Here is a 26,651-nt window from a genome sequence, read left to right as displayed (position 1 = left end):
CGGCATATTAGCCAAAGGCAGGCACTTGGCAAGCATCGCGGCGGGAAGATGTTGAAGCCGGTGCATTTGTCGCTGGCAGCGCCGTCGCCCGGTCCTGCTTTTCGTGCAGTTCGGTCCCAGTTTTGCCACAGCGCATTTACGCTAAATTAACTAAATTTGACGGCATATTTGAGGCAACGAAAACTCACACTATATTGCTGAATTATCGTGATTTATCCGTGATAAGAGGCCATCTCCTGCGATCGTGTCTGGACGTCGCTGCTAGGCAAAAACTATTGTTTGGTCAGGCGGTTTGAGTCGGTGCCGGGATGATGGTGGCCCCGAGTCGAATCCGCCCTGGGTTCTGCCCAGGCCGAAAGTGAAAGGGCCGATCCGGGCCGGAAACAGCGGCGTACCGGATGGGAAGAGACCGCTGCCACTGACTGGCGGTGGCAAAAGAAGGGACGAAAGTGTGGCAAGGTTGACGCAAGCAGATGTGACACGCTTGAGCGCAGACCTGACCCCGGCAAGGCGCGCTGCCACGATGTTGGCGGTGGCTGGGGTCTATCAGGCCGGTGAGATGACGCCGGAAGAACGCGAGATCGCTCACGCCATCATCAATGCGGTCCTGCCGGAGGCAGAGCTTGATTTCCGTCGCAAGCTCGCCGAAACGCTGAAATCCGCCCCGGGTCTTGATCGCAGCATTGCGCGCCGACTGGCCGAAGATGTCATGGATGTGGCGCGGCCGATCCTGTCCGAATGCCTGTCGCTGACCGATGAGGATCTGGTCGCCATCATCGAACACCGCTCGATCGAACATGCCCGTACTGTGGCCACTCGTCCGCAACTGTCGGCCGCCGTCTCCACGGCGCTGATCAAGACCGATGACGAAACAGTCGTGCTGCGCGTGGCCGCGAATGAAAACGCCGCGATCCCGACGCAGGCCTATCATCGCATGCTCGACCGTTTTGCCGACAATGCGAATGTAACCGATGCCGTGGCACAGCGCCGTGCCTTGCCGGTGGCAGTGGCCGAACGCATGACCACCGTCGTCACCGGGCGCATTCTCGAACGGCTCATCGACAAGTACAGCCTTGAGCCGGCGCGTGTTTCGGCGCTCATCGAGCATGGCCGCGAGAACATTCTCCTGACCAGCTTTGCACCGGGCCAGCGCGCCGAGGAAATGCGCGGCCTCATCGATGCGCTGCATCAGAACGGCCTGCTGAGTTCGACCCTGATCCTGCGCGCCTTCAGCCTTGGCAACTTCGCCTTCGTGCTACCGGCCCTGAGCCTCAAGGCCGGTATCCAGATCAGCAATGTGCGGGCGCTGCTGGGTGACGAAGGCGGCCGCGGCCCACAACAATTATTCGAACGCTGCCATCTGGACCCGTCCTTCCGGGAACTGTTCCTGCAATTGACCCTGCTTGGTCGACATGAGCGCGTACGCCGCTTTGGCTTCGCGCCGGAGGGCTGGCGTACCAATGTCCGTCCTGTGCTGGATGATGTGATCGGCGACAGCAATGCCGAGCAGGCATTCGAACAGCGCATCACCGAAGCCCTGCTGGTGCTGGCTACCCGCCACACCCATGGTGACGGCCAGGAGACGATGATCGGCCGGCGGGCCATGGGCAGGTAGCCTGTCCTCGCCTTCTCCTGGTTGCGCCCCCTGATTTCACCGGAAAATGATCCATTGGGCGCCCTGTTTCCGCCCTATTTCATGGCCATATGACCGTTTGCAACGATCTCGCCCCGGTTCCGTCAGACTGGAACTGGGGTGGCGATCTGGTAAAAGGCGGCCATGACGACAAGCGACTCGGGACAGAGCGGCAATTCGGCAAAACCGGGGCGTAAGTGGCGCCGCCGGCTGGCCATCTTCGCCCTGAAATGGGGTCTGGTGGCATCGATCTGGGGCGGCTTTATCGCCCTCATCTTCGTGGCCTGGTGCGCCTATGACCTGCCGGACGTCTCCAAGCTCAACGAGATCAAGCGCCGCGCCTCGGTAAGCCTGATTGCCAGCGACGGCAGCCTCATCGCCTCCTATGGCGATCTCTATGGCAGCGCGGTGGCACTGCGTGATCTCCCGGCCTATCTGCCCCAGGCCGTGATCGCGACCGAAGATCGGCGCTTCTACAGCCATTTCGGCCTCGACCTCAAAGGCCTGGCGCGCGCCGTCTATGTCAACCTCACCCAGGGCCGCCTGGTGCAGGGCGGCAGCTCCATCACCCAGCAGCTGGCCAAGAACATCTTCCTGACGCCGGAACGCTCGATCCATCGCAAGGGCCAGGAGGTGCTGCTGGCCCTGTGGCTGGAGCGCAATTTCACCAAGGACCAGATCCTCGAGCTCTATCTCAACCGTGTCTATTTCGGCGCCGGCACCTATGGCATCGACGCCGCCTCGCGCAAATATTTCGGCCACCCGGCGGCGGAAGCCAGCATGTTCGAATCCGCCATGCTGGCCGGCATGCTGAAGGCACCGTCGCGCTACAACCCCCTGAACGACAAGACCCTCGCCCGCGACCGCGCCACGCTGGTGCTGCAGAACATGGTCGCGGCCGATTTCATCGACCAGGATGTGGCCGACGCGGCCGCCACCATGACGGCCCCCTCGGTCAGTGCCGAGGCCAAAGGGCAGATCGGCCAGTTCTATGCCGATTGGGTGCTGGACCAGGTCTCGTCCTATGTCGGCTTCTCCGACCAGGATCTGGTGGTCGAAACCACGCTCGACCCGGTCCAGCAACGCGCGGCCGAACAGCATCTCAGCCAGACCATGGCCGAGCTTGGCCCCAAGCAGAATGCCTCCCAGGCGGCCCTCGTTGCGATGACGCCGGACGGTGCGGTGAAGGCCATGGTGGGCGGTGTCTCCTACCGCGCCAGCCAGTTCAACCGCGCGACGCAGGCCATGCGTCAGCCGGGCTCCGCGTTCAAGACCTTCGTCTTCCTCGCCGCCTTCGAGGCTGGCTACGGTCCCGGCAACATGTTCACCGATGGGCCGATCCGCATCGGCAAATGGCAGCCCGGCAATTACAACGACAAATTCTATGGCGAGGTCAGTCTGCGCGAAGCCTTTGCGCGCTCGCTCAATTCGGTGGCGGTGCAACTTTCGGAACAGGTCGGCCGCAGACAAGTCATCGCGGCTGCGCAACGATTGGGAATCACCACGCCGATCGGCAACGACGCCTCGATCGCCCTCGGCACCTCCGAGACGACGCTCCTCGAAATGACCACCGCCTATACGGTCTTTGCCAATCAGGGCAAGGGCGTCTGGCCCTATGCCATCAGCCGCATCACCACGCGCAGCGGCCAGGTACTTTACGAGCGCGGCGGCTCCGGCCCCGGCCGTGTCGCCAGTGCGGGTGCCACCAACGAAATGCTCGACGTCATGGCCTCGGTGGTCGATTGGGGTACGGGCAAGAAGGCCAAGATCGACCGTCCGGCCTATGGCAAGACCGGCACCAGCCAGAATTTCCGCGATGCCTGGTTCGTCGGCCTCACCGCCGATCTGGTGACAGGTGTGTGGGTCGGCAACGACAATGGCGCCGCCATGGACAAGGTGACCGGTGGCTCGCTGCCGGTCGTCATCTGGCATGATTTCATGAGCGACGTGCTGGCCAATGTGCCGCCGCGCGACATCCCGCGACCGACCGGTGGCGCGCTGGTGGCCAGCGCCGGCGCACCGGTCGACCTGGTGCCCGAGATTTCCCAGCCCGCGGCACAGCCCGAAGAGGAGTCCGGCATCGGCTCACTGCTCGACACGATTCTGGGCGGTGGCGATGCCTCGCCTGACTCAGGCACCAAGAAAACAGCACCGGCCGACAAGAAGCCCTATTACCAGCAGCGCGAAGACCAGGGCCGCGATTGAAGTCTAGGTAGCAGGCGCTTTCCGGATGACGAACCAGTAGCAGGCGATCTGCGCCACGCCAGTTCCGGCAATCATCAAGGTCATCGGCATGGGCGAGGGCGAACCGATGACACCCAGCACGGCGCCGATCGCGGCTGCGACCGTCATCTGCACGAAGCCGAGGAGCGCCGAGGCGGCACCTGCCGATCGCGGGAAGGGGCCGATGGCGCCGGCCTGCGCCGCCGGCAGCGTCATGCCAACGCCGATCATATAGGGCAGCAAGGGGGCCAGCACGGTCCAGACCGATGCCGGGGCAATGAGGTTGATGGCTACCAGCGCCAGCGCGCTGAGGAGCGCTATCAGCGATCCCAGTCCCACCAGCTGCGATGCGGTGAGCCGTTTCGACAGCTTGCCGCCGCTGGTGGCGCCGATGATGTACCCGATCACGAACACGCCGAAGCAGAAGCCGAAATATTTGGCCGGCACCTGCAGCACATCGATGAAGACGAAGCTGGACCCTGAGATGAAGCAGAAGATCCCGCTATAGCCGAAGGTCGCCGCCAGCACATAGCCGAAATAGCCGCGATGCTTGACCAATGCGCCATAGATGCGAAACCAGGCCAGCGGATTGGCGGCACTCATGTCGCGCTGGGTGTTGGTTTCCCTCAGCACCGTGAACACCGCGATGAGCCCGCCGGCACCGTAAAGAGTGAGGGCCGCGAAACAGGCGCGCCAGCCGAAGGCATCGGTCAGGAACCCGCCGATGATGGGGGCGATGGCCGGGGCCAGGGCAACCGCTGCGCTCAAATAAGAGAAGACGCGCGCCGCTCCATTGGCGCCGACCAGATCGCGCACCATGGCGCGCGAGATGACTGGACCCGCACAGGCACCCAGCGCCTGCAGGAAGCGGAACAGCACCAGCATGCCGATACTGTCCGACAGCATGCAGCCCAGGCTGGCCAGGGTGAAGATCACGATTCCGCCGGCCAGCACCGGCCGCCGGCCGAAGCGGTCGGAGAGCGGCCCATAGACCAGGATGGCGGCGGCAAAGCCAATGAGGAACGCCGACAGCGTCGCCTGCGCATGCGCCTCGGCAACATCAAAATACTTCGCGATAGATGGCAGCGCCGGCAGATAAAAATCCGTCGACAGCGGCCCCATCGCCACCAGCGAGGTGAGGGTGACGAGGGTCACGCGGCTGATGGGTTCGTTGGCGGAGGCAGTCATTCGTTAAAGGTCATTTTACTAGATCGTCATGGTCGGCGAAGGCCGACCATCCACGAGTTACTTTCTTCAGTTGCCAACAAACTCGTCATCCCCGTGCCAAGCACGGGGATGACGATCGAAGTGTTGCTGCGCTGACGGGCCGTTTTCATCAGGCGCCTGAATTCGTGAGGTAGGTCGATGTTTCGATGTCGATCAGGTTTTGACTGGCGCGTAGCGCCACGGCAGCGGGAACGGTCATCGACGCAGCCCAGGCATCACGGGGGATGTAGACCGCGAAATCCATAGACGCTGAACCAATCAGCCTCTGACCAATGAGGGCTTTGATTCGCGGGCCAACCGCATCAAGGAATTCAGCGATCGATGTCCAATGATCGACATCGCCCGACAAGCTGATCTGAGCGTAATGGGATGACTCGTGAGGCGACGGTTCGTATCGGTCGAGGTCAACGCCGAGTGATTTCGTCAATTCGTCTCGATCAATCGAAACGCCGCCGAAGCGAATGACAAATTCAGGTGGTGGATTCTTGACGCTCATGACCAACGAGCCTTTCACACCTCAAGTCTCGCTGCTCAACCCATTTGGCGGGTACTTGGCGCGAAACGGGCTTTAGTTTGTCATCCTCCGCGAAGGCGGAGGATCCACGAGTTACTTTCTAAATGTCGCGGCAAACTCGTGGATGGTCGGCCTTCGCCGACCATGACTGTTAGAGAGAATCGAGTGCATTACTGCCCAGGCACCAGCTCCGCGCCTTCCAAGCCTTCCGGCTTGCCGGCCACCACGACGGTCAGCGCATCCGACTTCAGCAGAGCCTTCGCCACCCGCTTCACATCGTCGATGGTGACGGCGGAAATTTCCTCGCGGCGCTTTTCCATGTAGTCGATGCCCAGGTGATCCATCTGGATGCCGAGCAGGGTCTCTGCCGCCTTCGAGGTCGTGGTGAGGTTGCGCGGATAATAGCCCAGCAGATAAGTGCGGGCCGATTCCAGTTCTTCGGCCGTCGGGCCTTGTTCGGCCATGCGCTGCCATTCTGCGCGCAGGAGGTCGAGTGATTCCTTGACCTTGGCATTGGGCGTTTCAAAGCTGCCAGTCAGAAACCCGACGTGATCGAGTGTCACCAGATCGGTATTGATGCCGTAGGTGAGCCCGCGCTTCTCGCGCAGCTCCGTCATCAACCGCGATGAAAACCCACCACCGCCCAGCACGTAATTCATGAGGTAGACGGCAAAGAAGTCCTTGTCGCTGCGCTTCACGCCGGGCTGTGCGAACAGCACCGCCGCCTGCGGGATATCGCGTTCGACCACCGACAGTGACCCGGTCGGCGTCACAATCGCTTCCGGCACGGCGGCGGCGACTCCGGTCGCCGGCAGGCCGGCAAAGGCGCGGTCGACCAGCTTGCCGAGATCCGCGGCGTTAATGTCGCCGGCGGCAGCCACGAAAAGATGATCGCGGGTCAGCCGATCCTTGAGGAACTGCCGCAGATCGTCAGGTGTCAGCGCCGACATCGATTCCTTGCTGCCGTAATTGGATTGGGCATAGGGGTGATCGCCCAGCATTTTACGTTCCAGCGTGCGGTAAGCGGCGGAACGCGGGTCGCGCTGCTCGCCCTCGATGCTGATCAGGAACTGCTTGCGCATGCGTTCGACCGGTTCCGGATCGAAGCGCGGTTTGGTGAGGGCGAGCGCCAGCAGATCGACGGCCGCCTCCTTGTTCTCGGTCAAGGTGCGCAGCCCGCCGGTGAAACTGTCGGCGCTGGCGGTAAAGCCGTAATCGAGGCCAAGCTCGGCAATGCGTTGCTGGAAGGCGCGGGAATCAAGCTCGCCCGCCCCCTCATCGAACAGCCCGGACGCCAGCGTCGCCACACCTTCCTTGCCCTTGGGGTCGGCGGCGGTGCCGCCTTCGAAGCCGAAGGCCAGAGAGATCACCGGCACCGTATGGTCCTCGACCAGCCAGATTTCGATGCCGGCCGGGCTCGTGACGCGCTGGATCTCTGTGGCAGCGGCGCTTTGCGGCACCAGCGTCAGCACCGCCAGAAAGGCGGCCAAGATGATCTGTTTCATGTTCATGGGGCGACCACCGTGTCTGCGGGCAGCGGCGGCGTCAGCGTGGCGGTGACACTGTTATCCTCCGTCAGCACGGCGCGCGCGGCGCGCATCACGTCCTCAACTGTGACGGCCTGGATTCGGTCTGGCCAGGCCTGGATATCCTCCAGGGTCTCGCCGCTGGCAAGCGCTTCGGCCACCAGCAAGGCCGGGCCGTTGAGACTGTCGCGCGCCTTGGTGGCTTCCATCAGCAATCGGTTCCGTGCTTCGGTCAGTTCCGTCTCGCTGATGCCGTCCTTGAGCAGCAGCGCGATTTCGGCATCGAGTGCCGCCTCGACCTTGACCAGCTCGGCGGGGTCGCGGGGGCTCGCATAGAAGGTGAAGCTACCATAGTCACGCGGGTCGCCATTGAAGCTGGCACCGGCGCTCAGCGCCAGGCTCTCATCGATGACCAGGCGGCGGTAAAGCCTTCCGACGGCGCCACCACCGAGAATCTCGGAGAGCAGGCTGAGGGCGTAGGGCGCTTTCGGGTCGTTCTCGGCAGCGGTGCGATAGCTGGGTGCCAGATAGCGGCGCCAGATGCTGGGATGTTCGACCTCGGGGCTTGCCAAAGAGAGGCGCCTTGGTGCTTCTGCCGGCGGTTCCTGAAGGCGCACGCGCTCGGGCAGTTTTCGGGCCGGCAGGGATCCGAAATTCTTCTCCGCCAGCGCCTTCACCTGTTCCAGGGTCACGTCGCCCGCCACCACCAGGATGGCGTTGTTGGGGGCGTACCAGCGGCGATAGAAGCGCAAGGCGTCCTCGGTCGTGTAGCCCTCCATCTCATGGCGCCAGCCGATGATCGGCAAGCCATAGGGATGGTTCTGGTAGATGGCCGCGGTCATCGCCTCAATGAGGCGGCTGCCGGGATCGCTCTCGACCGTCTGGCCGCGCTCGTTGAGGATGACGTCCCGTTCCGGCAGGACGACGCTGTCGTCGAGCTGCAGATTGACCATGCGATCGGCCTCAGCCGCCATGATGAGGGGCAGATGCTCGGCCGCGATCTCCTGGTGGTAGGCGGTCATGTCCTGGTTGGTGAAGGCATTGTCGGTACCGCCCAGGCGGTCGACATCCTGGCTGAACTGGCCGGCCGCCATCGTGCTCGTCGCCTTGAACATCAGATGTTCCAGGAAATGGGCGATGCCGTTCTTGCCCGGCTCGCCATCCGCCGCCCCCACCTTGTAGACCACGACCTGATAGACGACGGGCGCCAGGTGACGCGGCAGTACCACGACCTCCATGCCGTTCTGGAGCGTGAAGCTCTCGGCATCGAACATCTCAGCGCCGGCGGGCAGCGGGGCCATGAGGCAAAAACTAAGGCCGGCGCACAGGGCAGCCGGCCTCAGGAGACGATTGAGTTTGTAAAACATGAAGATCCTAGAACAACCCTTCCAGCAGGCCTTTTTTCTTGCGTTCGATGATCGGCACATCGCCCTGGGTGGGCGCGTTGCCCAGCGCCGCATTTTCCTGCAGGCGCTTCTGTTCCTCGGTGGGATCGACCACGGTGCCGTAGGGTTCGGGCTTGCGCCAGAACACGATGCTGTCGACCAGCTGCTGCGAATCCGCTTCGTCTTCGCTGGTCTCGGCATCCACCACCTGGCGGATATTGGGATCGACCCCGGCCATGCCGACCGATTGCAGCAGCGAGGCTTCACCGGCCGATTGGGCGCTGGAGGCTTCGCCGACGCCGATTTCCGGCAATTTGGAGGGCACGCCACCGGCGCCCGGATAGCCGAACACCACCTGCTGCGCCTGATCGCGCGCGGTCCCTTCCTGCGGCCGGGGCGAACCGGGCGCGGGCGGGCGCAGATTGTAATCCGGCGGCATGGAGAGAGGGGCGTTGGAGACGACCTCGAATTCATCCGGCGAGCGCTTGGTCAGGCCGAGCGCTTCCTTGGTGGTGTTGGAACAGCCGCCGACCAGGGCGGGCAGGGCCAACAGGCCAACAGCAGTGACGATGAGTCTTGCGCGCATGGTTTAGGGAGCCTCCGATCCGGCGCTATTTTTACCCCGATCCGGCTGATGAAACAAGCTGTCGAACAGCAGCAGAACGACCCCCACGAAAATGGCGGAATCGGCAAGGTTGAAGGCCGGCCAATGCCAATCGCCAACGTAAAAATCAATAAAATCAAAGACCGCGCCGAAGCGCAGCCGGTCAATGACATTGCCGACCGCCCCACCGATGATGAAGCCAACGGCATAGCCCGGCAGGCGATGCGTGAGGCGCCCCAGCCAGATCAGCAGCCCCAGGCTGACGGCGAGGGCAAGGGCGGAGAGGAGCCAGGGGCCGGTACCCTGCAGCATGCTGAAGCTCACCCCGGTGTTCCAGGCCATCACGATGTTGAGCGAGGGCACCACCGGAATGACCCGCGGCGGGTTCATGATTTCGAACATGACCAACCACTTGGTGAACTGGTCGGCGGCGATGATCAGCCCGGCAAGGAGGATCGAATTGCGGAAGAGGCTCGGGGTCGCGATGCGCATCAGGCCGCCCCGACCGCATCGGCGCAGCGATGGCAAAGCGTTGAATGGGCTGCATTTTTGCCGACTTCCGGCAGGACCTGCCAGCAGCGTTCGCATTTCTCGCCCCCAGCCAGATTGACCACGACCGCGACGCCATCGACGTCTGGCTGGGTCTGGGCGTCGGCGGGGGCTGGATCGGTGCTGATCGTGATGCCGGAGGTGATGGAAATTTCGCTTAAGTTCAAACCCTTTAGCTGCTCCAGACGCTCGGCTGAGAGATAGACGATGGGGTGCGCCTGGAGGCTGGCGCCGATCTTCTTCTCGGCACGCGCCAATTCCAGGGCACCGGTGACGACGCGGCGGATGTCGCGGATCTTGCCCCATTTTGCCGCCAGCGCCTCATCCTTCCAGGAGGTGGGCAGGATCGGAATGACGCGCAGATGCACGCTTTCCTCGCCATCCTTCCCCCCCTGATTTGCCCAGGGACGTGCCTGCCAGGCTTCCTCAGCTGTGAAGCAGAGGATCGGCGCCAGCCAAGCTGTGAGCGCCGAGAACACCTCATGGAGCACGGTCCTTGTCGCCCGGCGGCGGTTGGAATCCGGCCGGTCGCAATAGAGGGCGTCCTTGCGGATGTCGAAATAGAAGGCCGAGAGATCGACCGCGCAGAAATTGTGGAGCTCGGTGAAGAGGGTGTGGAAGTCGAACCCTTCCGCCGTCTCGCGCACCTTGGCGTCGAGTTCGGAAAGACGGTGGAGAACCCAGCGGTCGAGCTCCGGCATCTCGGCGGGGGCCAGGCGCTCGGCCTCGTCCCAGCCCTTGAGGGCGCCCAGCAGATAGCGCAGCGTATTGCGGAGACGCCGATAGGCTTCGGCGGAGTGTTTCAGGATCTCGTTGCCGATGCGCTGGTCGTCGGCATAGTCGGTCGAGACGACCCACAGGCGCAGGATGTCGGCGCCGGACTTCGCCATCACCTTCTGCGGGGCGACGACGTTGCCGAGCGATTTCGACATCTTGCGGCCCTGCTCGTCGAGCGTGAAGCCGTGGGTCATGACCGCCTTGTAGGGCGCCTTGCCACGCGTCCCGACGCTTTCCAGCAGCGAGGAATGGAACCAGCCGCGATGCTGGTCGGAGCCTTCGAGATAGAGCGAGGCCGGCCACTGCATGTCCCAGGTCGGGTCGGCGCGGTTGCGCGGCTCCAGCACGAAGGCATGGGTCGAGCCGGAATCGAACCAGACATCGACGATGTCCTTCACCTGCTCGAAATCATCGGGGTTGTAGTCATTGCCGAGGAAGCGCGAAGGCGCACTTGAGTACCAGGCATCGGCGCCTTCCTTCATGAAGGCGTCGGCGATGCGGTCGATGACCTTCTGGTCGCGCAGCGGTTCCTGCGTCTTCTTGTTGACGAAGACGGCGATGGGCACGCCCCAGGCACGCTGGCGGCTGATGCACCAATCGGGCCGGTTCTCGATCATCGAATAGAGCCGGTTCTTGCCGCCCGCGGGCACGAAGCGCGTCTTCTCGATTTCGGAGAGTGCCGTCTTGCGCAGATCGTTCTTCTCCATCGAGATGAACCATTGCGGCGTGTTGCGGAAGATGATCGGCGCCTTCGAGCGCCAGGAATGCGGATAGGAATGTGTGATCTGCGCGCGCGCCACCAGCATGCCGCGCTCGGTCAAGGCTGCGATCACGGAATCGTCGGCATCGCCCTTCTTGCCGTACTGGTTCATGACACGCTTGCCGGCAAAGAGCGGCACATGGTCGTAATAGGCGCCGTCGGGACCGACCGTCTGCGGCACTTCGACGCCATTGGCAAGGCCCAGCTCGTAATCGTCGGCGCCGTGGCCGGGGGCGATGTGCACGAAGCCGGTGCCGGCCTCGATCGAGACGAAATCGCCGGCATAGGGCCGCACGTCGAAATCATAGCCCGATCCGTGGAACGGATGATGGGTGACACTGCCGACAAGGTCCGAACCCTTGCCCGACCAGATCACCTTGGCGGTGGTGATCGCGGCCTTCTCCTCGAACGCGCTGCGGAGATCGGCAGCGACGACGAGCCGGTCGCCGGACTTCACATGGGCACCCTCGCCGGTGCCGGTGACTTCCAGCCCGACATAATCGATGTCCTTGCCAAACGCGATGGCGCGGTTGCCGGGTATGGTCCAGGGCGTCGTCGTCCAGATGACGATCGATGCACCCTTAAGGGCATCCGGGCCTTTGGCAATGGGGAACTTCACCCAGATCGTGTTGCTGACATGGTCATGATATTCGACCTCGGCTTCGGCCAGCGCCGTCTTCTCGACGACCGACCACATCACGGGCTTCGAGCCGCGGAACAGGCCGCCATTCATCAGGAACTTGCCGATCTCGCGCACGATCTGCGCCTCGGCCGGGAAGCTCATGGTGAGGTAGGGATGATCCCAATCGCCGAAAATGCCGAGGCGCTTGAACTCCTCGCGCTGTACGTCGATCCATTTGGCGGCGAAGTCGCGGCATTGGCGGCGGAACTCGTTGATCTCCACCTCGTCCTTGTTCTTGCCGGCCTTGCGGTACTGTTCCTCGATCATCCATTCGATCGGCAGGCCGTGGCAGTCCCAGCCCGGCACGTAATGCGCATCCTTGCCCAGCATCTGCTGCGAGCGGTTGATGACGTCTTTGAGGATCTTGTTGAGGGCGTGGCCGATATGGATGTTGCCGTTGGCGTAAGGCGGGCCGTCATGGAGCACGAACTTGGTCTTGCCCTTGGTGCTGGCGCGCAGCTTGCCGTAGAGGTCGTCCTTCAACCATGATTCGAGGATCGCCGGTTCCTTCTTCGGCAGGTCGCCGCGCATGGGAAAGTCGGTCTTCGGCAGGAAGACGGTGTTCTTGTAATCGGGCTTGGTGGTCTCGGCGGTCATGATCGGTATCCGAATTTGCAAAACTGTTATGGCTGGCGCGAATGTCCGGGCAGGTGTCCCGGTGCCGGGCCTTGATAGTCTTTCAGCAGGCGCCGCGCCTCGAGGCTGTCGACGGCGATCTGCGTTTTCAGGGCATCGAGCCCGTTGAATTTCATTTCCGGGCGGATGAAGTCGAGCAGCGCCACGCGGAGATGCTTGCCGTAGAGGTCGGCCGAGAAGTCGAAGAGATGCACCTCGAGCTGCACGCGCGTGCCGCCCACGGTGGGGCGGCGGCCAAGATTGGCGACGCCGTGGATCCAGTGTGGATTTTCCGCCCCGTCATCGCAGGCCATCACGGCATAGACGCCGAGCTTGGGTTCCATGAAATCGCCCAAGGCGACGTTGGCGGTGGGAAAACCCAGCAACCGCCCGCGCGCATCGCCATGTTCGACACGGCCCTCGATCTCCCAGGGGCGGCCCAAGGTGGCGGCGGCGCTCTTGGGATCGCCCGCCTGAAGCTGTTCGCGCACCAGGGTCGAGGAGTAAGCGGGGCCATCGCCCGATTTTGCCGCGGCGACCGAGGTGACGCCGAAACCATGGCGGCCGCCGAATTCGGTGAGTGTCGCGGCATTGCCGCTGCGGCTCTTGCCGAAGCAGAAATCGTAGCCGACCACGACATGGGAGATGTGGCAGCCCTCGACCAGGATCTCGGTCACGAAGTTCTCGGCGCTCCGCGCCACCATCTCGGCATCGAAGGTGAGTTCGAACAGGAAGTCGACACCCAGCGCCTGCAGGTGCCGCGTCTTGATGCGGAAGGGGGTGAGGCGGAAATGCGGGTCCTGCGGCCGGAAGAAGCTGCGCGGATGCGGTTCGAAGGTGAGCACGGCCAGCGGCGCGCGTTCTTCGAGCGCGCGATCTCAGACGCCTGGCCGATGACCACCTGGTGGCCGAGATGCACGCCATCGAAGTTCCCCAGCGCCACCACGGCACCGCGGCCCTCGGGCGGCACATCCTGGAAATGTCGGATCAGGCGCATAAAGTGCCCCTCACCCTAACCCTCTCCCCACTGCGTGGGGCGAGGGAACGCGATTGTTCTGGCGCACCGAAGCTCCCTCGCCCCGCGATAGCGGGGAGAGGGTGGGGGTGAGGGGATCTTGGTCGGGCGTGTGCCATCACAAAACTCAACTCACGCCGGCCGCTTCGGGACGAGCAGCATGGCTTCGCCTTCCAGCACGACCGTGTCGCCGACCGTGGCAACGGTCGCGAAGGTGGCGCGGCCTTTTTCCTTGTCGACGACCATGGCCGTGCAGCGGGCAACGACTGTGTCGCCGATCCGGACAGGCGCCTTGAATTTCAGCGTCTGGGAGAGATAGATGCAGCCCGGTCCCGGCAGCTTGGTGCCGAACACGGCGGAGATCAAGCCGGCCGTCAGCATGCCATGGGCAATGCGGCCCTTGAACATGGTGGGCTTGGCGAACTCCTCGTCGAGATGGACCGGGTTCGTGTCGCCGGACAAGCCCGCGAACAGCACGATATCGGTCTCGGTCACCGTCTTTGAATAGATCGCCGACATGCCCGTATCGATTTCATCGATATATTTGCCGCGCAACTCATCCGCGTAAGCAACGCTCATGAACCCTCTCCCAAGGTCTGCGTCGGTCTTTGCCCCCGTGGGAAGGGTACCCGGGCATTGCACCGCACAAATCGGGCCGCACTATAACGACCGCCCCCACCTGCCTCAAGGATAGGCAGCGCAAGATTGTGAGGGAGGGGCGCTTGCGCACTCAGTCTACCACTCCTAAATTGCAATCAGTTACGCAAGGAGCGGCAATTTGAGCGAGAGCCAGCGATCGGGATGCCCGATCAACCTGACCCTGGAGGCACTGGGGGACAGATGGAGTCTGCTGGTCATCCGCGACATGATGTTCGGCAACCGGCGGCATTTCCGCGAACTGCTGACGAAATCCGAGGAAGGCATCGCTTCCAACATCCTCGCCGACCGGCTGAAGCGGCTGCTGGCAGAGGGCCTCATCACCAAGGCCGACGATCCCAGCCACAAGCAGAAGGCGATCTATTCGCTGACCGAGAAGGCCATTCAGCTGGTGCCGCTGCTGGCCCATATGGGTGCCTGGGGCGCCCGGCACACCGACGCCACGCACACCCTCTCGGTGCGGGCACATCTGCTGGAGCAGGGCGGGCCGGCATTCTGGGCGGCGTTCATGGATGAATTGCGCGTCGGGCATCTGGGGGCGGCGCCCAAGAGTGATGGGCCGAGCGCCAGTGCGCAGATGCAGGCGGCTTATGAGAAGGCGATGAAGGGGGATGGGAAGTAGTCCGCCACGACCCCCTCACCCCAACCCCTCTCCCCGCCCGGAGGCGAAGACCGACATTCGTCGGCGGCGCGGGGCGAGGGGCTTTGCAGCGAGTTCGGTCGGAACTCCCTCGCCCCGCGATAGCGGGGAGAGGGTTGGGGTGAGGGGCTCTTGCCCTACCCCCGCGGATCGATCGGCACCAGATCGCGGATACCGAGAATCTCCTCGCAGACCAGGGCATGGGACAGCAGGGCGCCTTCGCCGCGGGGCTTGCCGACCAATTGCAGGCCCATCGGCCGACCGTCGGGGGAGAAGCCGCAGGGCAGCGACAGGACCGGACAGGAGGTCATGGTGATGAGTGCCGCGAGCTTCAGCCATTCGACATAATTGTCGAGCTGTTCGCCATTGATCTCGCGCGGCCAGCGTTCCTTGATGTCGCGCGGCAGAATGGGTGCCGCGGGCAGGATGAGAAGATCGTAGGTCTCGAACAGCTTCACCATGTCGGCATAAAGGCGCGAGCGGCGGATATGCGCCTTGCCGATCTCCTCGCCGGTGAGCTTCAGGCCTTTTTCGGCATTCCAGATCACCTCGTCCTTCAGCTTGGCGCGATGCTGGTTGAGGAGCGCGCGCATGGTGGCGGCGTAATCGGCCGCGCGCAGGGTCTGGAAGGCATTGCCGACGCCACTGAAATCCGGCGTCGCTTCTTCGACGTTGAGGCCGGCTGCGGAGAGTTTGTCGAGCGCCTTGCGGCAGATATCCTTGACGCCCGGCTCGATCGGCAGGCCGGCGGGATCAAGGCAGAAGGCGATGCGCGAAGGCTTCAGGCGGCGTTGCGTGGTGGTGAGAAAGGGCTCCGTCGGCGCCGGGAACGAGACCGGGATGTCGATATGCCAGCCGGCCATCGCATCCAGCATCAACGCCGTGTCCGTGACGTTGCGCGCCATCGGCCCGTCGACCGACAATGTGTCGAAGCGCAGTTCGCCGGGGCCGGATGGCACGCGGCCGGGGGAGGGTCGCAGGCCCACCACCGAGCAGAAGGCGGCGGGTGTGCGTAAAGACCCGCCGAGATCGGAACCGGTCGCGAGCCACACCTGGCCGGTCGCCAGCGCCACGGCGGCACCACCCGACGAGCCGCCGGCATTGAGCTTCGTGTTCCAGGGATTATAGGTTTCGCCATGCACCTCGTTGAAGGTATTGGCGCCGGCGCCGAATTCGGGCGTGTTGGTCATGCCGAGCACGATGCCGCCGTTTTCCTCAAGCTTCTCGACCATGATGTCGGATTTCACCGGCACATTGTCGGTGAAGATCGGTGAGCCATAGGTGGTGCGGACCCCGGCGACGTCATTCAGTTCCTTGACGCCGAAGGGGAGGCCGCAGAGCGGGCCGCGCTGGTCGATCGGTTTTGCCATCAGCCGCTTGGCGTGGTCGCGGGCGCGCTCGGCGCAGAGCGTCACGATGGCGTTGACCTTCGGGTTCACGGCATTGATGCGCGCCAGCGCATCGTCGATGAGATCGAGCGGTGTGACGTCGCCCTTTTTCAGCAGCTCGACGGCCTTCACTGCGCTGAGGCGCCAGAATTCGGTCATGGTTTTCTCCTAAATAGGCCGGTTAGCAGATTTAGCTGCATGAAACGCCCCTCACCCCGACCCTCTCCCCGCAAGCGCGGGGCGAGGGAGTTTCGACTGAGCTCGCTCTGAAGCCCCTCGCCCCTCTGGGGAGAGGGGTTGGGGTGAGGGGTGCTTTTCCCATTAGACAAAGTACGCTCAAGCCGCCACCAGATGGCCGCCGCCGAGATCGCGGTAGGTGACATAGGTCGGGGTGAAATCGACGGGTTGGAAGGGGCTCGGCACTTCGCCTTCTATGCGCTGTCGGTCGCGCTGCCAATCGTCGGCATGACGGCGCGCTGGGTCCGGGATCGGCACGGCGGCCAAGAGCTTCTGCGTATAGGGATGCTGCGGATTGCCGAGCACGGCGCGGGTGGGGCCGGTCTCGACGATCTGGCCCATCGACATCACCGCCACACGGTGGCTGATGCGTTCGACCACAGCCATGTCGTGGGAGATGAAGAGATAGCTGATGCCAAGCTCGTCCTGCAATTCCTGCATCAGCTCGAGGATCTGCGCCTGGATCGAGACGTCGAGGGCGGAGACGCATTCATCGGCGACGATGGCCTTCGGGTTCAGGGCGAGGGCGCGGGCGATGCAGATGCGCTGGCGCTGGCCGCCGGAGAATTCGTGGGGAAAGCGGGCGAGCTGGTCGGGGGTGAGGCCGACACGGCGGAACAGTTCCGCCGCCTTCTCGCGCCGCTCAGATGCCGTGCCGATCTGGTGGATGACCAGCGGTTCGATGACGAGGTCGCCCACGCTCATGCGCGGATCGAGGGAAGCGAGCGGATCCTGGAAGATCATCTGCACGCGGCGGCGGATGGCCTTCAGCTCGCGGGTCGATTTATGGCCGGCAGTTTCGCCTTCAATGCGAATGTCGCCGACGCTGGGGACGAGATGCATCAGCGCCTTGCCGGTGGTGGATTTGCCGCAGCCGGATTCGCCGACCAGCGCCAGGGTCTCGCCCGGCATCAGTTCGAAACTCACCTTCTCGACCGCATGGACGCGCTGCTGCACACGCTGCAGCAGGCCACCCTTGATGTCGAAGCGGACGATGAGGTCCTTAACGGTGATGAGCGGGCTGGCGCCGGTGAGATCGGGCGCCTTGGGTGCCGCGGCACCTTGGCTGAAGCTCGGCACGGCGGCGAGCAAGGCGCGCGTATAGGGATGCTGCTGGCGGGCGAAGATCTCGGCGGTGGTGCCGCGCTCAACCGCCTCGCCCTTGCGCATCACCACGACGCGGTCGGCGATCTCGGCCACGACACCCATGTCATGGGTGATCATGATGATAGCCGTGCCGGTCTCGCGCTGGAGTGTCGCCATCAGTTCCAGTATCTGCGCCTGGATGGTGACGTCGAGGGCGGTGGTCGGCTCATCGGCGATGAGGATCCTGGGTTTCGACGCCATCGCCATGGCGATCATCACGCGCTGGCGCATGCCGCCGGAAAGCTCGTGGGGATATTGCGCCAGGCGCCGCTGGGGTTCCGACATGCGCACGGCGTCGAGGGCTTGCAACGCGCGCTTGCGGGCATCGGCCTGGCTGAGACCCAGATGCCGCACCAGGCCTTCGGTCAATTGCGTGCCGATGGAGAGCACGGGATTGAGCGAGGTCATCGGCTCCTGGAAGATCATGCTGATCTCGTTGCCGCGAAGCTGTGACATCGCCGCTTCATCGAGCTTGAGAAGATCGCGGCCGAGGAAATGCGCGCTGCCTTCGGCCACGCGCCCGCCGGGTTTGGGCAGCAGGCCCATGAGCGAGAGCGCCGTCACCGATTTGCCCGAGCCGGATTCGCCGGCGATGCAGAGTGTTTCGCCGGCGCGGAGATCGAAGGAGAGCTTGTCGATGACGCGGACGGCACCCTGGGGGGAGGCGAACTCGACGCTGAGCGCGCGCACGTCGAGCAGGAGATCGCCGATGGGTTTGGCGAGAATCACGACGTAGACCCTCACTCCCAACCCCTCTCCCCAGAGGGGCGAGGGGCTTTATGGCGAGCTCGCTCGAAACTCCCTCGCCCCGCTTGCGGGGAGAGGGTCGGGGTGAGGGCGCTGCCATCAATCCAGCACCACGCGGGGAAGTAGAAGGAGACGACCCAGTTCGGCATGTCGACGATCTCGCTGATGCGGAGATCGCCGCAGACCGAGCACAGCATATAGGCCTCGACCGCGCTGATCTTGTGGCGTTTGGTGAGAAGATCGACCATGCCGCTGACCGCGGCCTTGGCGCCTTCCATCAGATCGGCACCGATGCCGGTGGTGACGTCATAGCCTTTGGCATCCAAGTGGCGCGTGACCGGGCCGGGCGTGCGGAACTGCGGGAATTTGATGTTGGCGCCTTTCACCAGATCGAGCTTCACGGTGACGTCCATTGGGCTTTCGATGGCGGTGCCGCAGACCTCGCCATCGCCTTGCGCGGCGTGGGTGTCACCGAGCGAGAACAGCGCGCCAGCGACCTCGACCGGCAGCAGCAATTCGGTACCGGCGGCCATGTCGCGGATATCCATGTTGCCGCCCATGCGGCGCGGCGGCACGACGGAATGAAGGCCGGCTTCAGCAGGGGCCAGACCGATCGTGCCGGCGAAGGGTTTCAGCGGCACCTGCGCGATGTTGCCGAACATGGCGGGGGCGAGGCTCGTGGCATCGTATTTCCAGATATGGAGCGCCGGGTCCTTGAACTGGTCGGCGAGGAGCCCGAAGCCCGGGATGTTCGCGGTCCAGCCCCAGCCGGAAGGCTTGTAGGAGAGGAGCGTCACCTTGACCGCATCGCCGGGGGCGGCACCATCGATATAGATCGGCCCCGTGGTCGGATTGACCTTGGCGAAATCGAGCTTGCCCATGTCGGCCACTGTCCAGGACGGCGTGATCTGCCCGCCGGAACTGTCGATGGTTTCCAGCTCGACCACGGTGCCTGGTGCCACGGTCAGCACGGGCTTTATCGAATTGTCCCAGCCATGGTGATGATGGTGGCGGTGGATGGTGTGTGCCGGATGGCCGTGCGAACCGCTCATGATGACCTCATTGCCGAAAAGAAAAGGGAGCCGGCATTGAGCCGGCTCCCGCGCCGTTACTTCACATCGGTCGCATAGACTTCGTCGTAATTGACCGGGATGTGGATGGGATCGGCGAAGACGCCGTTAGGCCCGGCCACGCGCTTGCTGTGCACGACATAGGCCTTCTCGTTGAAGACCGGCGCCCAGGGCGCATCCGCCATGAGGTCGGTGAAGATCTTGCCCCAGGCGATGGCGCGTTCGCCGGCTTTCGCGGGATCGGTCATGGCATTGGCTTCGGCGGCGCGCTTGTCGAGCGCCTCGTTGCAATACCAGGACCAGTTCCAGCCGCCCTCGACCGCACCGCCGCAGCCCAGGATCACGGTGTAGAAGTTGGAGGGATCCGGGAAGTCGGCGATCCAGGCCATGCCGCCCGACCAGATCATCGGCGCGCCGTCCTTCTTGCCGCCGGCGGCGATCACGGTGCCCATGTCCTGGTTCTTGAGATTGACCTTGATGCCGATGGCGGCGAGATCCTGCTGGATCGCCTGGGCGATGCGCGGCTGCGGGTCGGTGTTCATGACATAGAGGTCGGTCTCGAAGCCGGCCTCGAGGCCTGCTTCCTTCAGCTTCGCCTTGGCGCCCTCGACGTCGAAGGCGTAGCCCTTATAGGCCGTGTCGTAGCCGGGCATGGCGGGGGGCAGCGGCTGATTGGCAACGACCGCGCGGTCGTTGATCAACTTCACGATGCGCTCCTTGTTGATCGCCATGTTGACGGCCTGGCGCACGGCCACATTGTCGAACGGCTTCATGGTGACGTTCATGGCGACATAGCCGGTGTGGAGCTGGTCGGCGGTGATGACCAGATCCTTCGAGGTCGGATCGTTCATGATCTCCTCGAACTTCGCGGGCGGAATGCCGTCGCCGGCGATGTCGATCTCGCCCTTCTGCAGCCGCAGGAGTGCCACGACCGGCTCCTGGCCGATCTCGAAGGTGATCTTGTCGAGGCGCGGCAGGCCGGCCTTGTAGTAATCGGCATTGCGGTCGAGCACGATCTTCTGGCCCGAGGTCCATTCGGTGACCTTGTAGGCGCCGGTGCCGACCGGCTTCTTGCCGAAATCGAGGCCGGATTTCTCGACCTCTTCCTTGGGCACCACGAAGGAGAAGTTGAGCGCCAGCAGATGGAGCGTGGTGGCATCAGGCGCGGTGAGCTCGAGCTTCACGGTGTAATCGTCGGGTGTCGTGATGCCGGCCACTTCCGTGGCGGTGCCGCCCTGGAATTCGGCAAAGCCCTTGATGCCGGCGTAATAGCCCGCACCCGGGCTTTGCGTCGCCGGGTTGATCATGCGCTCCAACGAATATTTGACGTCGGCTGCCTTCATCTCGCGGCCGTTATGGAACTTGACGCCCTGGCGCAGCTTGAAGGTGTAGGTGAGGCCGTCGGCGGAAGTCTCGAAGCTCTCGGCCAGGTCCGGCACGATCTCGGTGGTGCCGGGCTTGTAGTCGAGGAGCCCGTCGAACACGCTCTTGATCACCGACCAGTTCTTCCAGTCATAACCGACGGCGGGGTCGAGGGTGGGGAGATCGTCCTTGAAGGTGACGATCATGCTGCCGCCCTGTTTGATCTCGGCGGTGGCCGGCGCCGCTTCGGTCGTTGCCGTGGTGTTGCTGGCGGCGGGGGCTGCCTGTTGCGCTTCTTCTTTCTTTTCCTCGCCGCAGGCGCCGAGCGCCAGCAGCGTCACGATCGAGGCGGATGCCAGTAGACGGTTCATTGAAGTCCTCCTGTCCATAGGTCTATTTGAGTCTGATTCTGGGGTCGATCAGCGGTGCGGCCAGATCCGCCAGCAGATTGCCAAGGACGATGGCACAGGCCGAGACCAGCGTCACGCCCATGATGATGGGAAAGTCGACCTTCTGGATGGCCTGCCAGGTGAGCTGGCCGATGCCGGGCCAGCCGAACACCGATTCCACCACGACGATGCCGCTCATGAAGATGCCGATATCGATGCCGATCATGGCGATGATGGGCAGGATGGCGTTGGGCACGATATGGACGAAGATGATGCGGGCACGCGACAGCCCCTTGGCGCGCGCGGTGCGGACGAAATCCTGGCGCAGCACCTCTATGACGCTGGAGCGCATCATGCGCGCATACCAGCCGCCACCCAGCAGGCCCAGGGTCAGCGCCGGCAGCACGACATGGCTGAAACTGCCATAGCCGCCGATCGGGAACCAGCCGAGCCAGAAGGCAAAGACATAGAGCAGCGTGTAGCCGAGCAGGAATTGCGGCGTCGAGACGAAGGCGAAGGCGCCGAACATGACCAGGCGGTCGAGCTGGCTGTTGCGCCGGAAGGCGGCGATGGCGCCCACCGACAGGCCGATGGCCAGCTCGCAGACGATCGCCGCCAGCATCAGCCAGAGGGTGGCGGGGAGGCGCGAGGCCACCAGAGCCGAGACCTCCGTGCGCTGTTCATAGGAGCGGCCGAGATCGCCGACGCCAAGCTTGGCAACATACCGGCCATATTGCTGCCAGAGCGGAAGGTCGAGGCCCAATTGCGCACGCACCTGTTCGACCTGTTCGACGCTGGCGGTGCGGCCGGCAACCTGGCGCGCGGGATCGGCCGGCAGCAGGAACAGGATGAGGAAGGTGATGAGGCTGATGCCGATCAGCGTGAGGAGCGCCTGGATGATGCGGCGGATGAGATAGCCGGCCATCAGTGACGTCCCCGCAGGGTGGGATCGAGGATGTCGCGGAGCGCATCGCCGATGAGGTTGAAGGAGAGGGCGAGGAGGCCGATCGCCGCTCCCGGGATGAAGACCAGCCAAGGGGCGCTTTCGAAATAGGTCTGGTTCTCGTTGACCATGTTCCCCCAGGAGGGTGTCGGCGGCTGCACGCCGATGCCGAGAAAGCTCAGGGTCGCCTCGAAGAGCGAGGTGGTGGCGATGCCGAGCGTGCCCCAGACGATGAGGGTGGGGACGAGATGCGGCAGGATATGGCGAAAGAGGATGCGGATTGTGGAGGCGCCGATGGCGCGGACGGCCACCACATATTCGCGCTCGGCCAGCGACACGGTCTCGGCATAGACCACGCGGGCGAGCTGCACCCAGCTCACCATGGCGATGACCATGACCACGATCCAGATGCTGGGCTTGAACATGGCGGCGAGCAGGATGGCGAGCAGCAGGGCCGGAAAGGCCATCATGAGGTCGGTAAAGCGCATGAGCGCAGAGCCGACCCGGCCACGCAGATAGCCCGCGGTGACGCCGATGAGCGCGCCGATCGCGACCGCGATGCCGTTGGCCACCACGCCGATGATGAGGGTGGCGCGGGCGCCGTGGATGAGGCGCGAGAGGAAATCGCGCCCCAGGAGATCGGTGCCCAGCCAGTATTGGGTGCTGGGCGGCAGTGGATGGAGGAGGGTGATGTCCGGTGTCACGGTCGGATCATAGGGGGCGAGCCACGGCGCCAGGATCGCCGCCGTGGCGAACACGGCGATGATGATGAGACCGAGCAGCGCCAGCTTGCGCTTCAGGATCGCGCCGATGACCATGGGTATTTTCTTGAAGTTGGTTCAGAATTTCGCTGGAACATAGAGCGGGGGCGATGGGCGATCAAGCGGTCTCGGCGGCGGCCAAGGTCGGGCGGGCGCGGAATTGTATCGATACGCTGTGCCCAGTTGCCTGCATCGGGCTGCGTCAGATCGCATCCGGCTTCCCGCGCAGCACATAGAGGCCGGCGCCGATGATGAGGATGATGCCGGCATAGGTGGCAAGGCTCGGCACCTCGTCCCAGATCCACCAGCCGAGCAATGCCGCAAGCAGGATCGAGACATATTCGAACGGCGCCACCACATTGGCTTCAGCGAGGCGATAGGCCTGGGTGAGGAGGAACGAGCCGCAGGCGCCAACGAGGCCCGTGGAGGCGATGAGCAGCAGGTCGTGCGTACCCGGCATCACCCAGGGGCGCAGCAGGAACTGCAGGCTCTCATCGGCAATGCCGGTCGAAAGATCGGCGCCTATATTGGTGGTGAGCGCAATGAGGCTGGCACCGGTGAGGAAGACGATATTCTGGAAACTCGCCATGACGGCGCCGCTCTCGGTATCGGCGAGCTTCCGCGCCATCAGGGCGGAGGCGCCGTAGAAGAGGGCGGAGCCAAGTGCGAGGAGCGCTGCCGGCTCGAACAGGGCAGCGGCCTCGGCGCCGGGGGCGGCGTCGGCAAAATAGGGGCCGAGGCAGATCACCAGCACGCCCAGGAACCCTATGAGGACCGCCACGAACTGGCTGGGCCGCACCACCTCACCCAGGAACGGGCCGGAGAGGAGGACGATGAACAAGGGGGCTGCGAAGAACAGGGCCACCACCACCGCCAAAGGCAGGCTCGCCATGGCGAGATAGTAGGTGGTGTAGGAGACGAGCAGCATGGCGGAGCGGATGAGCAGCAGGCCCAGTTTCCCGGATTTCAGCGCGCGCAGGCCGCCGCCGCCGAAATGGAGCAGGATCGCCAGCGGCACGCAGGCCACCAGGCAGCGCACGGTCAGCACTTCGGACAGTGGATAGCCGCCGCTCATCAGCTTGATGACGACGTCCTGCATGGAAAAGATCGAAGCGCCCGCGCAGAGGCACAGGATGCCGGGAATGGGGGTATGTCCCTTCGCCCCGACCAGCCCCGAATGTTCCGATGTCGCCAAAATACACGCTCAGGATGATGGGGCGGGCGGATTGGACGCCGTCCCCGTTACGCCCTAGATCCGGGCGCCAGAGCGCGCAGTCTGCACAGCGGCGCGGGCGGCGGCAATGGCGGAATAGTGCAAGTTTTGGGGGGGAGGGTTGGGTGGGGGGCTCCAGTGATGGCTGACGCCGCGTCTCTTGCGTTCAGCGCCCCTTCATCTTCTTTTCATGCCGCCGCAACAACCGGTCACGCTCCTCAACCGTCAGCCCGTCGATATCGTCGATCGGCAATCCTTCCTCCAGAAACACCTCTGCCTTGAAATCCGGCGCCGGGCCATACGCGGCCAGCCGCCCCTCGAAACCGGGATTGTCGGCACCGAGATGCGTGATCCCCTCAAACACGTCCGGATGATGGCAAAGCCAGCGCAGCAAATCCCGGCCGACATGTTGCCTATAGTGGCCGCGGTGTCGATCGAGAAAGCGACCGGTCGCCGGATCGTACATGGCAACGCGCGTCGTCACCTGTTTGTTGAAAAGACGCTTGAAGGTCGCCATGAAAGCGGCAATCTCCGGATCGTCAACATTGTACCAGGTGAAGGCCTGGGCAAATTGGGAGAGGGAATCTATCTCCTGCGCTGCGCCGAAGCTCTCAGGCGTGAATTTCAGACGCGATGGTATGGGCGGCGGCTGCAACAACCACCTGTTCGAATTGGACTCGACCGATAGAACCGTCTTCGGTTCGATGGCAGGTACCGTCATGTCGACGAGCCGGCCTTTTTGGCGCCAAAGTGTTGGATCATCGTCGTTGTATGTCACGTGACCGCTGGTGTTGCCGCCGCGCATCCGCATCGCGTCGCCGGAAGCGATCTCTTCCGGCCACGGCGCCCGCATCGCCATCCTGATCGCGGGCGCCCGCTGGAACGCGACCTGCTCTTCTTTGAGTGCTGTGAAGCAACTCGCGGCATCGTAGTAGAAGGTCGTCAGGTCATTCGACGGTCGATCTTCCGACAACCAGGCTTTTGGATAACCCGTCCGCCGCCATGTCGCACGGAAATCCGCCGGTGCGAAGAAGAGCAATTCCGGATACGCCTCCTTCAGCCCGTCCAGCGCACGCAGCATATCCCGATGCGACATGACGCAACCGAGATCAAAGCCGCGAACGTGGCAGACTTGCCGGGCGGTCATAGTGGATCTAGTTTCCCGCATGGACATAAGAGATTCAGAGTCAGAGTCCTATTTTCTGATCGCCAAGTATGTTTCGATGAAGAGGGCTTGGTTCTGGCTCGTATAGCGCCGCTCAAGTTGTCAGCTTTCTTGAACGAGGCGTGATGAATCGCTGCAAAGAAAGGTGCCGTGTATCCACCTCTTTTTCGCTGCTGCGATCTTTGAAATGTTTAGGCATCGCAATGTTATGATTTGGCTATTGTGGCAAGCGTTCTCGCCCTTTGCTGCCTCAAGCTCGGCATTTCGAGCAGGTTTCTAATCTCCCAAGCTGGAATGGCCAGCGTCATTCCGCTCATCCCAGTTACATATTTCGAATCTGCCGAGATCTCAGCGCCATGCGGAAGCGGCTCAGCTCCGGTCCTTATCTCCCACAGCTCCGGAAATTGGCCCCAATGTATCCCGAGCACTTTTAGAAACATCTTGTCTGGTCCGATCTCAAGGGGCTTCGCCGTTAGATCGGTGCCGATAGTTCGATAGACGAACAGCGGTGAACCAGAGTAGCCAGTTCGGGAATGCATATCGATAATGAAGCTCTTCTCCGTGGATCCGGTGTTTTGGCGGATCGATTGTGGCATAGTGCTAATATTGCCAAAGCGTACTGCTGTAACGTTACTCTCTGAGCCGTCATGGTCAACAAACCGGCCAACCATAAAGACATCATCACCCGGACCGATGCCATATTTTAAGATATCGGTGTCGCTTAGCAGCATTGCTAGGCCGAGCGATTTGATTTGATGAACTTCTTGACTTAGAGGAATACTTGCAACTGCTAGATCGTGCCACTGAGGCTTGAAGTCCCAGTCCGCTGGATCGAGTTCAATGCCATCTACGCCCCCACCGATCTTATTTAGTCGGACGACTGAGGCTCCTGACTGGACGGCAACATGCCAATTGGTAACGCCGTACACGAAGGATGAGCCATCTGGTAACCCAGTTGGGTAGGATACCAGGAACCCGGTTCCGCCGAAGGACTCGCCCTTTTCCGCAGCTTCGCGAGTTCCGTAAAGGTAAAATACTGAACTGAGTACTTCTGATGGCAGCTTCGGCATTTTGCAGGTACCTCAGAAAAAATGGATTGCCGGTTCACAACCCGGCCAAGACCATCACACGTTCTGTCCCTATCTTTACTATCCGCGATCGTCGGCAAAGGCCGACCATCCACGAAATTGCCAGCGACTTGAAGAAAGTAACTCGTGGGTCCTCCGCCTTCGCGGAGGATGACGACGGAGCAATTACAATGTGGCGTCGGCTGGCTATCCTTGTCCGTCCGGCAACGCCATACACCTTCAGGCTGGTTCGACCAGATTTTCTCTTGCGACGGGCAGGCGCTTGAACAATGGCTGGGCATACACAGATGCACAATTATTAATTACGGCGCCTAATGCAACCGCCGGCGCATCCA

20 protein-coding genes and 1 pseudogene are annotated in these 26,651 nt (G+C 63.0%); 3 read left to right on the top strand and 18 right to left on the bottom strand.

What is annotated here, in order from left to right; translation table 11 throughout:
* Nucleotides 1-484: 484 nt before the first annotated feature.
* Both IPK59_11350 and IPK59_11345 read left to right on the top strand, forming a co-directional pair.
* Entirely contained in the window at nucleotides 485-1,615 is a 1,131-nt protein-coding gene (locus IPK59_11350; GenBank protein MBK8159321.1) for a DUF2336 domain-containing protein, read from the top strand.
* A gap of 162 nt (nucleotides 1,616-1,777) precedes the next feature.
* Nucleotides 1,778-3,838: a PBP1A family penicillin-binding protein gene (locus tag IPK59_11345; GenBank protein ID MBK8159320.1), complete on the top strand. Its 2,061-nt coding sequence runs from the start codon at nucleotides 1,778-1,780 to the stop codon at nucleotides 3,836-3,838.
* 3 nt (nucleotides 3,839-3,841) lie between these two features.
* On the opposite strand, the gene IPK59_11340 is transcribed toward IPK59_11345, so the two are convergent.
* The 9 genes and pseudogenes from IPK59_11340 to IPK59_11300 all read right to left on the bottom strand — a co-directional run bounded on the left by IPK59_11340 (nucleotide 3,842) and on the right by IPK59_11300 (nucleotide 14,089).
* Nucleotides 3,842-5,044 carry a multidrug effflux MFS transporter gene (locus tag IPK59_11340; protein MBK8159319.1) on the bottom strand — a complete coding sequence of 401 codons (1,203 nt, stop codon included), beginning with the start codon at nucleotides 5,042-5,044 and terminating at the stop codon, nucleotides 3,842-3,844.
* A gap of 148 nt (nucleotides 5,045-5,192) precedes the next feature.
* Nucleotides 5,193-5,579, bottom strand: a complete 387-nt coding sequence (locus tag IPK59_11335) for a hypothetical protein (GenBank protein MBK8159318.1) — start codon at nucleotides 5,577-5,579, stop codon at nucleotides 5,193-5,195.
* 188 nt (nucleotides 5,580-5,767) lie between these two features.
* Nucleotides 5,768-7,108 (bottom strand): insulinase family protein, encoded by a 1,341-nt coding sequence (locus tag IPK59_11330; GenBank protein MBK8159317.1) that lies wholly within the window; start codon nucleotides 7,106-7,108, stop codon nucleotides 5,768-5,770.
* Complete coding sequence (locus tag IPK59_11325; protein MBK8159316.1) at nucleotides 7,105-8,490, bottom strand: insulinase family protein; 1,386 nt, start codon at nucleotides 8,488-8,490, stop codon at nucleotides 7,105-7,107. Before IPK59_11325 ends, IPK59_11330 begins: the two co-directional genes overlap by 4 nt.
* Nucleotides 8,491-8,497: 7 nt before the next feature.
* Complete coding sequence (locus IPK59_11320; GenBank protein MBK8159315.1) at nucleotides 8,498-9,094, bottom strand: DUF3035 domain-containing protein; 597 nt, start codon at nucleotides 9,092-9,094, stop codon at nucleotides 8,498-8,500.
* A gap of 3 nt (nucleotides 9,095-9,097) precedes the next feature.
* Complete coding sequence (lspA, locus tag IPK59_11315; protein ID MBK8159314.1) at nucleotides 9,098-9,604, bottom strand: signal peptidase II; 507 nt, start codon at nucleotides 9,602-9,604, stop codon at nucleotides 9,098-9,100.
* Nucleotides 9,604-12,477: an isoleucine--tRNA ligase gene (locus IPK59_11310; GenBank protein ID MBK8159313.1), complete on the bottom strand. Its 2,874-nt coding sequence runs from the start codon at nucleotides 12,475-12,477 to the stop codon at nucleotides 9,604-9,606. Before IPK59_11310 ends, lspA begins: the two co-directional genes overlap by 1 nt.
* Nucleotides 12,478-12,503: 26 nt before the next feature.
* Nucleotides 12,504-13,492 (bottom strand): annotated as a pseudogene (locus IPK59_11305) (bifunctional riboflavin kinase/FAD synthetase).
* Nucleotides 13,493-13,642: 150 nt separating this feature from the next.
* On the bottom strand, nucleotides 13,643-14,089 hold the full coding sequence (locus IPK59_11300; GenBank protein ID MBK8159312.1) for a MaoC family dehydratase: 447 nt from the start codon (nucleotides 14,087-14,089) through the stop codon (nucleotides 13,643-13,645).
* A gap of 199 nt (nucleotides 14,090-14,288) precedes the next feature.
* On the opposite strand from IPK59_11300, the gene IPK59_11295 reads away from it, so the two are divergent.
* The gene (locus IPK59_11295; GenBank protein MBK8159311.1) at nucleotides 14,289-14,789 is read left to right on the top strand and encodes a helix-turn-helix transcriptional regulator; all 501 of its coding nucleotides are present in this window, start codon (nucleotides 14,289-14,291) and stop codon (nucleotides 14,787-14,789) included.
* A 155-nt stretch (nucleotides 14,790-14,944) separates the two neighbouring features.
* On the opposite strand, the gene IPK59_11290 is transcribed toward IPK59_11295, so the two are convergent.
* The 9 genes from IPK59_11290 to IPK59_11250 all read right to left on the bottom strand — a co-directional run bounded on the left by IPK59_11290 (nucleotide 14,945) and on the right by IPK59_11250 (nucleotide 26,298).
* The gene (locus IPK59_11290; GenBank protein ID MBK8159310.1) at nucleotides 14,945-16,354 is read right to left on the bottom strand and encodes an amidase; all 1,410 of its coding nucleotides are present in this window, start codon (nucleotides 16,352-16,354) and stop codon (nucleotides 14,945-14,947) included.
* Nucleotides 16,355-16,531: 177 nt separating this feature from the next.
* Nucleotides 16,532-18,289 carry an ABC transporter ATP-binding protein gene (locus tag IPK59_11285; GenBank protein MBK8159309.1) on the bottom strand — a complete coding sequence of 586 codons (1,758 nt, stop codon included), beginning with the start codon at nucleotides 18,287-18,289 and terminating at the stop codon, nucleotides 16,532-16,534.
* Nucleotides 18,290-18,318: 29 nt separating this feature from the next.
* On the bottom strand, nucleotides 18,319-19,377 hold the full coding sequence (locus IPK59_11280) for an acetamidase/formamidase family protein (GenBank protein MBK8159308.1): 1,059 nt from the start codon (nucleotides 19,375-19,377) through the stop codon (nucleotides 18,319-18,321).
* A gap of 56 nt (nucleotides 19,378-19,433) precedes the next feature.
* The gene (locus IPK59_11275) at nucleotides 19,434-21,128 is read right to left on the bottom strand and encodes an ABC transporter substrate-binding protein (protein MBK8159307.1); all 1,695 of its coding nucleotides are present in this window, start codon (nucleotides 21,126-21,128) and stop codon (nucleotides 19,434-19,436) included.
* 22 nt (nucleotides 21,129-21,150) lie between these two features.
* A complete protein-coding gene (locus tag IPK59_11270) occupies nucleotides 21,151-22,071 on the bottom strand; it encodes an ABC transporter permease (protein ID MBK8159306.1) in 921 nt (306 codons plus the stop codon).
* Nucleotides 22,071-22,907: an ABC transporter permease gene (locus tag IPK59_11265; GenBank protein ID MBK8159305.1), complete on the bottom strand. Its 837-nt coding sequence runs from the start codon at nucleotides 22,905-22,907 to the stop codon at nucleotides 22,071-22,073. Before IPK59_11265 ends, IPK59_11270 begins: the two co-directional genes overlap by 1 nt.
* A 145-nt stretch (nucleotides 22,908-23,052) precedes the next feature.
* Nucleotides 23,053-23,949 carry a DMT family transporter gene (locus tag IPK59_11260; GenBank protein ID MBK8159304.1) on the bottom strand — a complete coding sequence of 299 codons (897 nt, stop codon included), beginning with the start codon at nucleotides 23,947-23,949 and terminating at the stop codon, nucleotides 23,053-23,055.
* Between the two features lie 280 nt (nucleotides 23,950-24,229).
* Complete coding sequence (locus IPK59_11255; protein ID MBK8159303.1) at nucleotides 24,230-25,210, bottom strand: hypothetical protein; 981 nt, start codon at nucleotides 25,208-25,210, stop codon at nucleotides 24,230-24,232.
* 224 nt (nucleotides 25,211-25,434) lie between these two features.
* Nucleotides 25,435-26,298, bottom strand: coding sequence for a trypsin-like peptidase domain-containing protein (locus tag IPK59_11250; protein ID MBK8159302.1), 864 nt, complete (start codon nucleotides 26,296-26,298; stop codon nucleotides 25,435-25,437).
* Nucleotides 26,299-26,651 lie beyond the last annotated feature (353 nt).

It is taken from the genome of Rhodospirillaceae bacterium (assembly GCA_016712715.1).
GTDB lineage: Bacteria > Pseudomonadota > Alphaproteobacteria > Dongiales > Dongiaceae > Dongia.
This window is presented reverse-complemented; position numbering and strand designations above follow the sequence as displayed.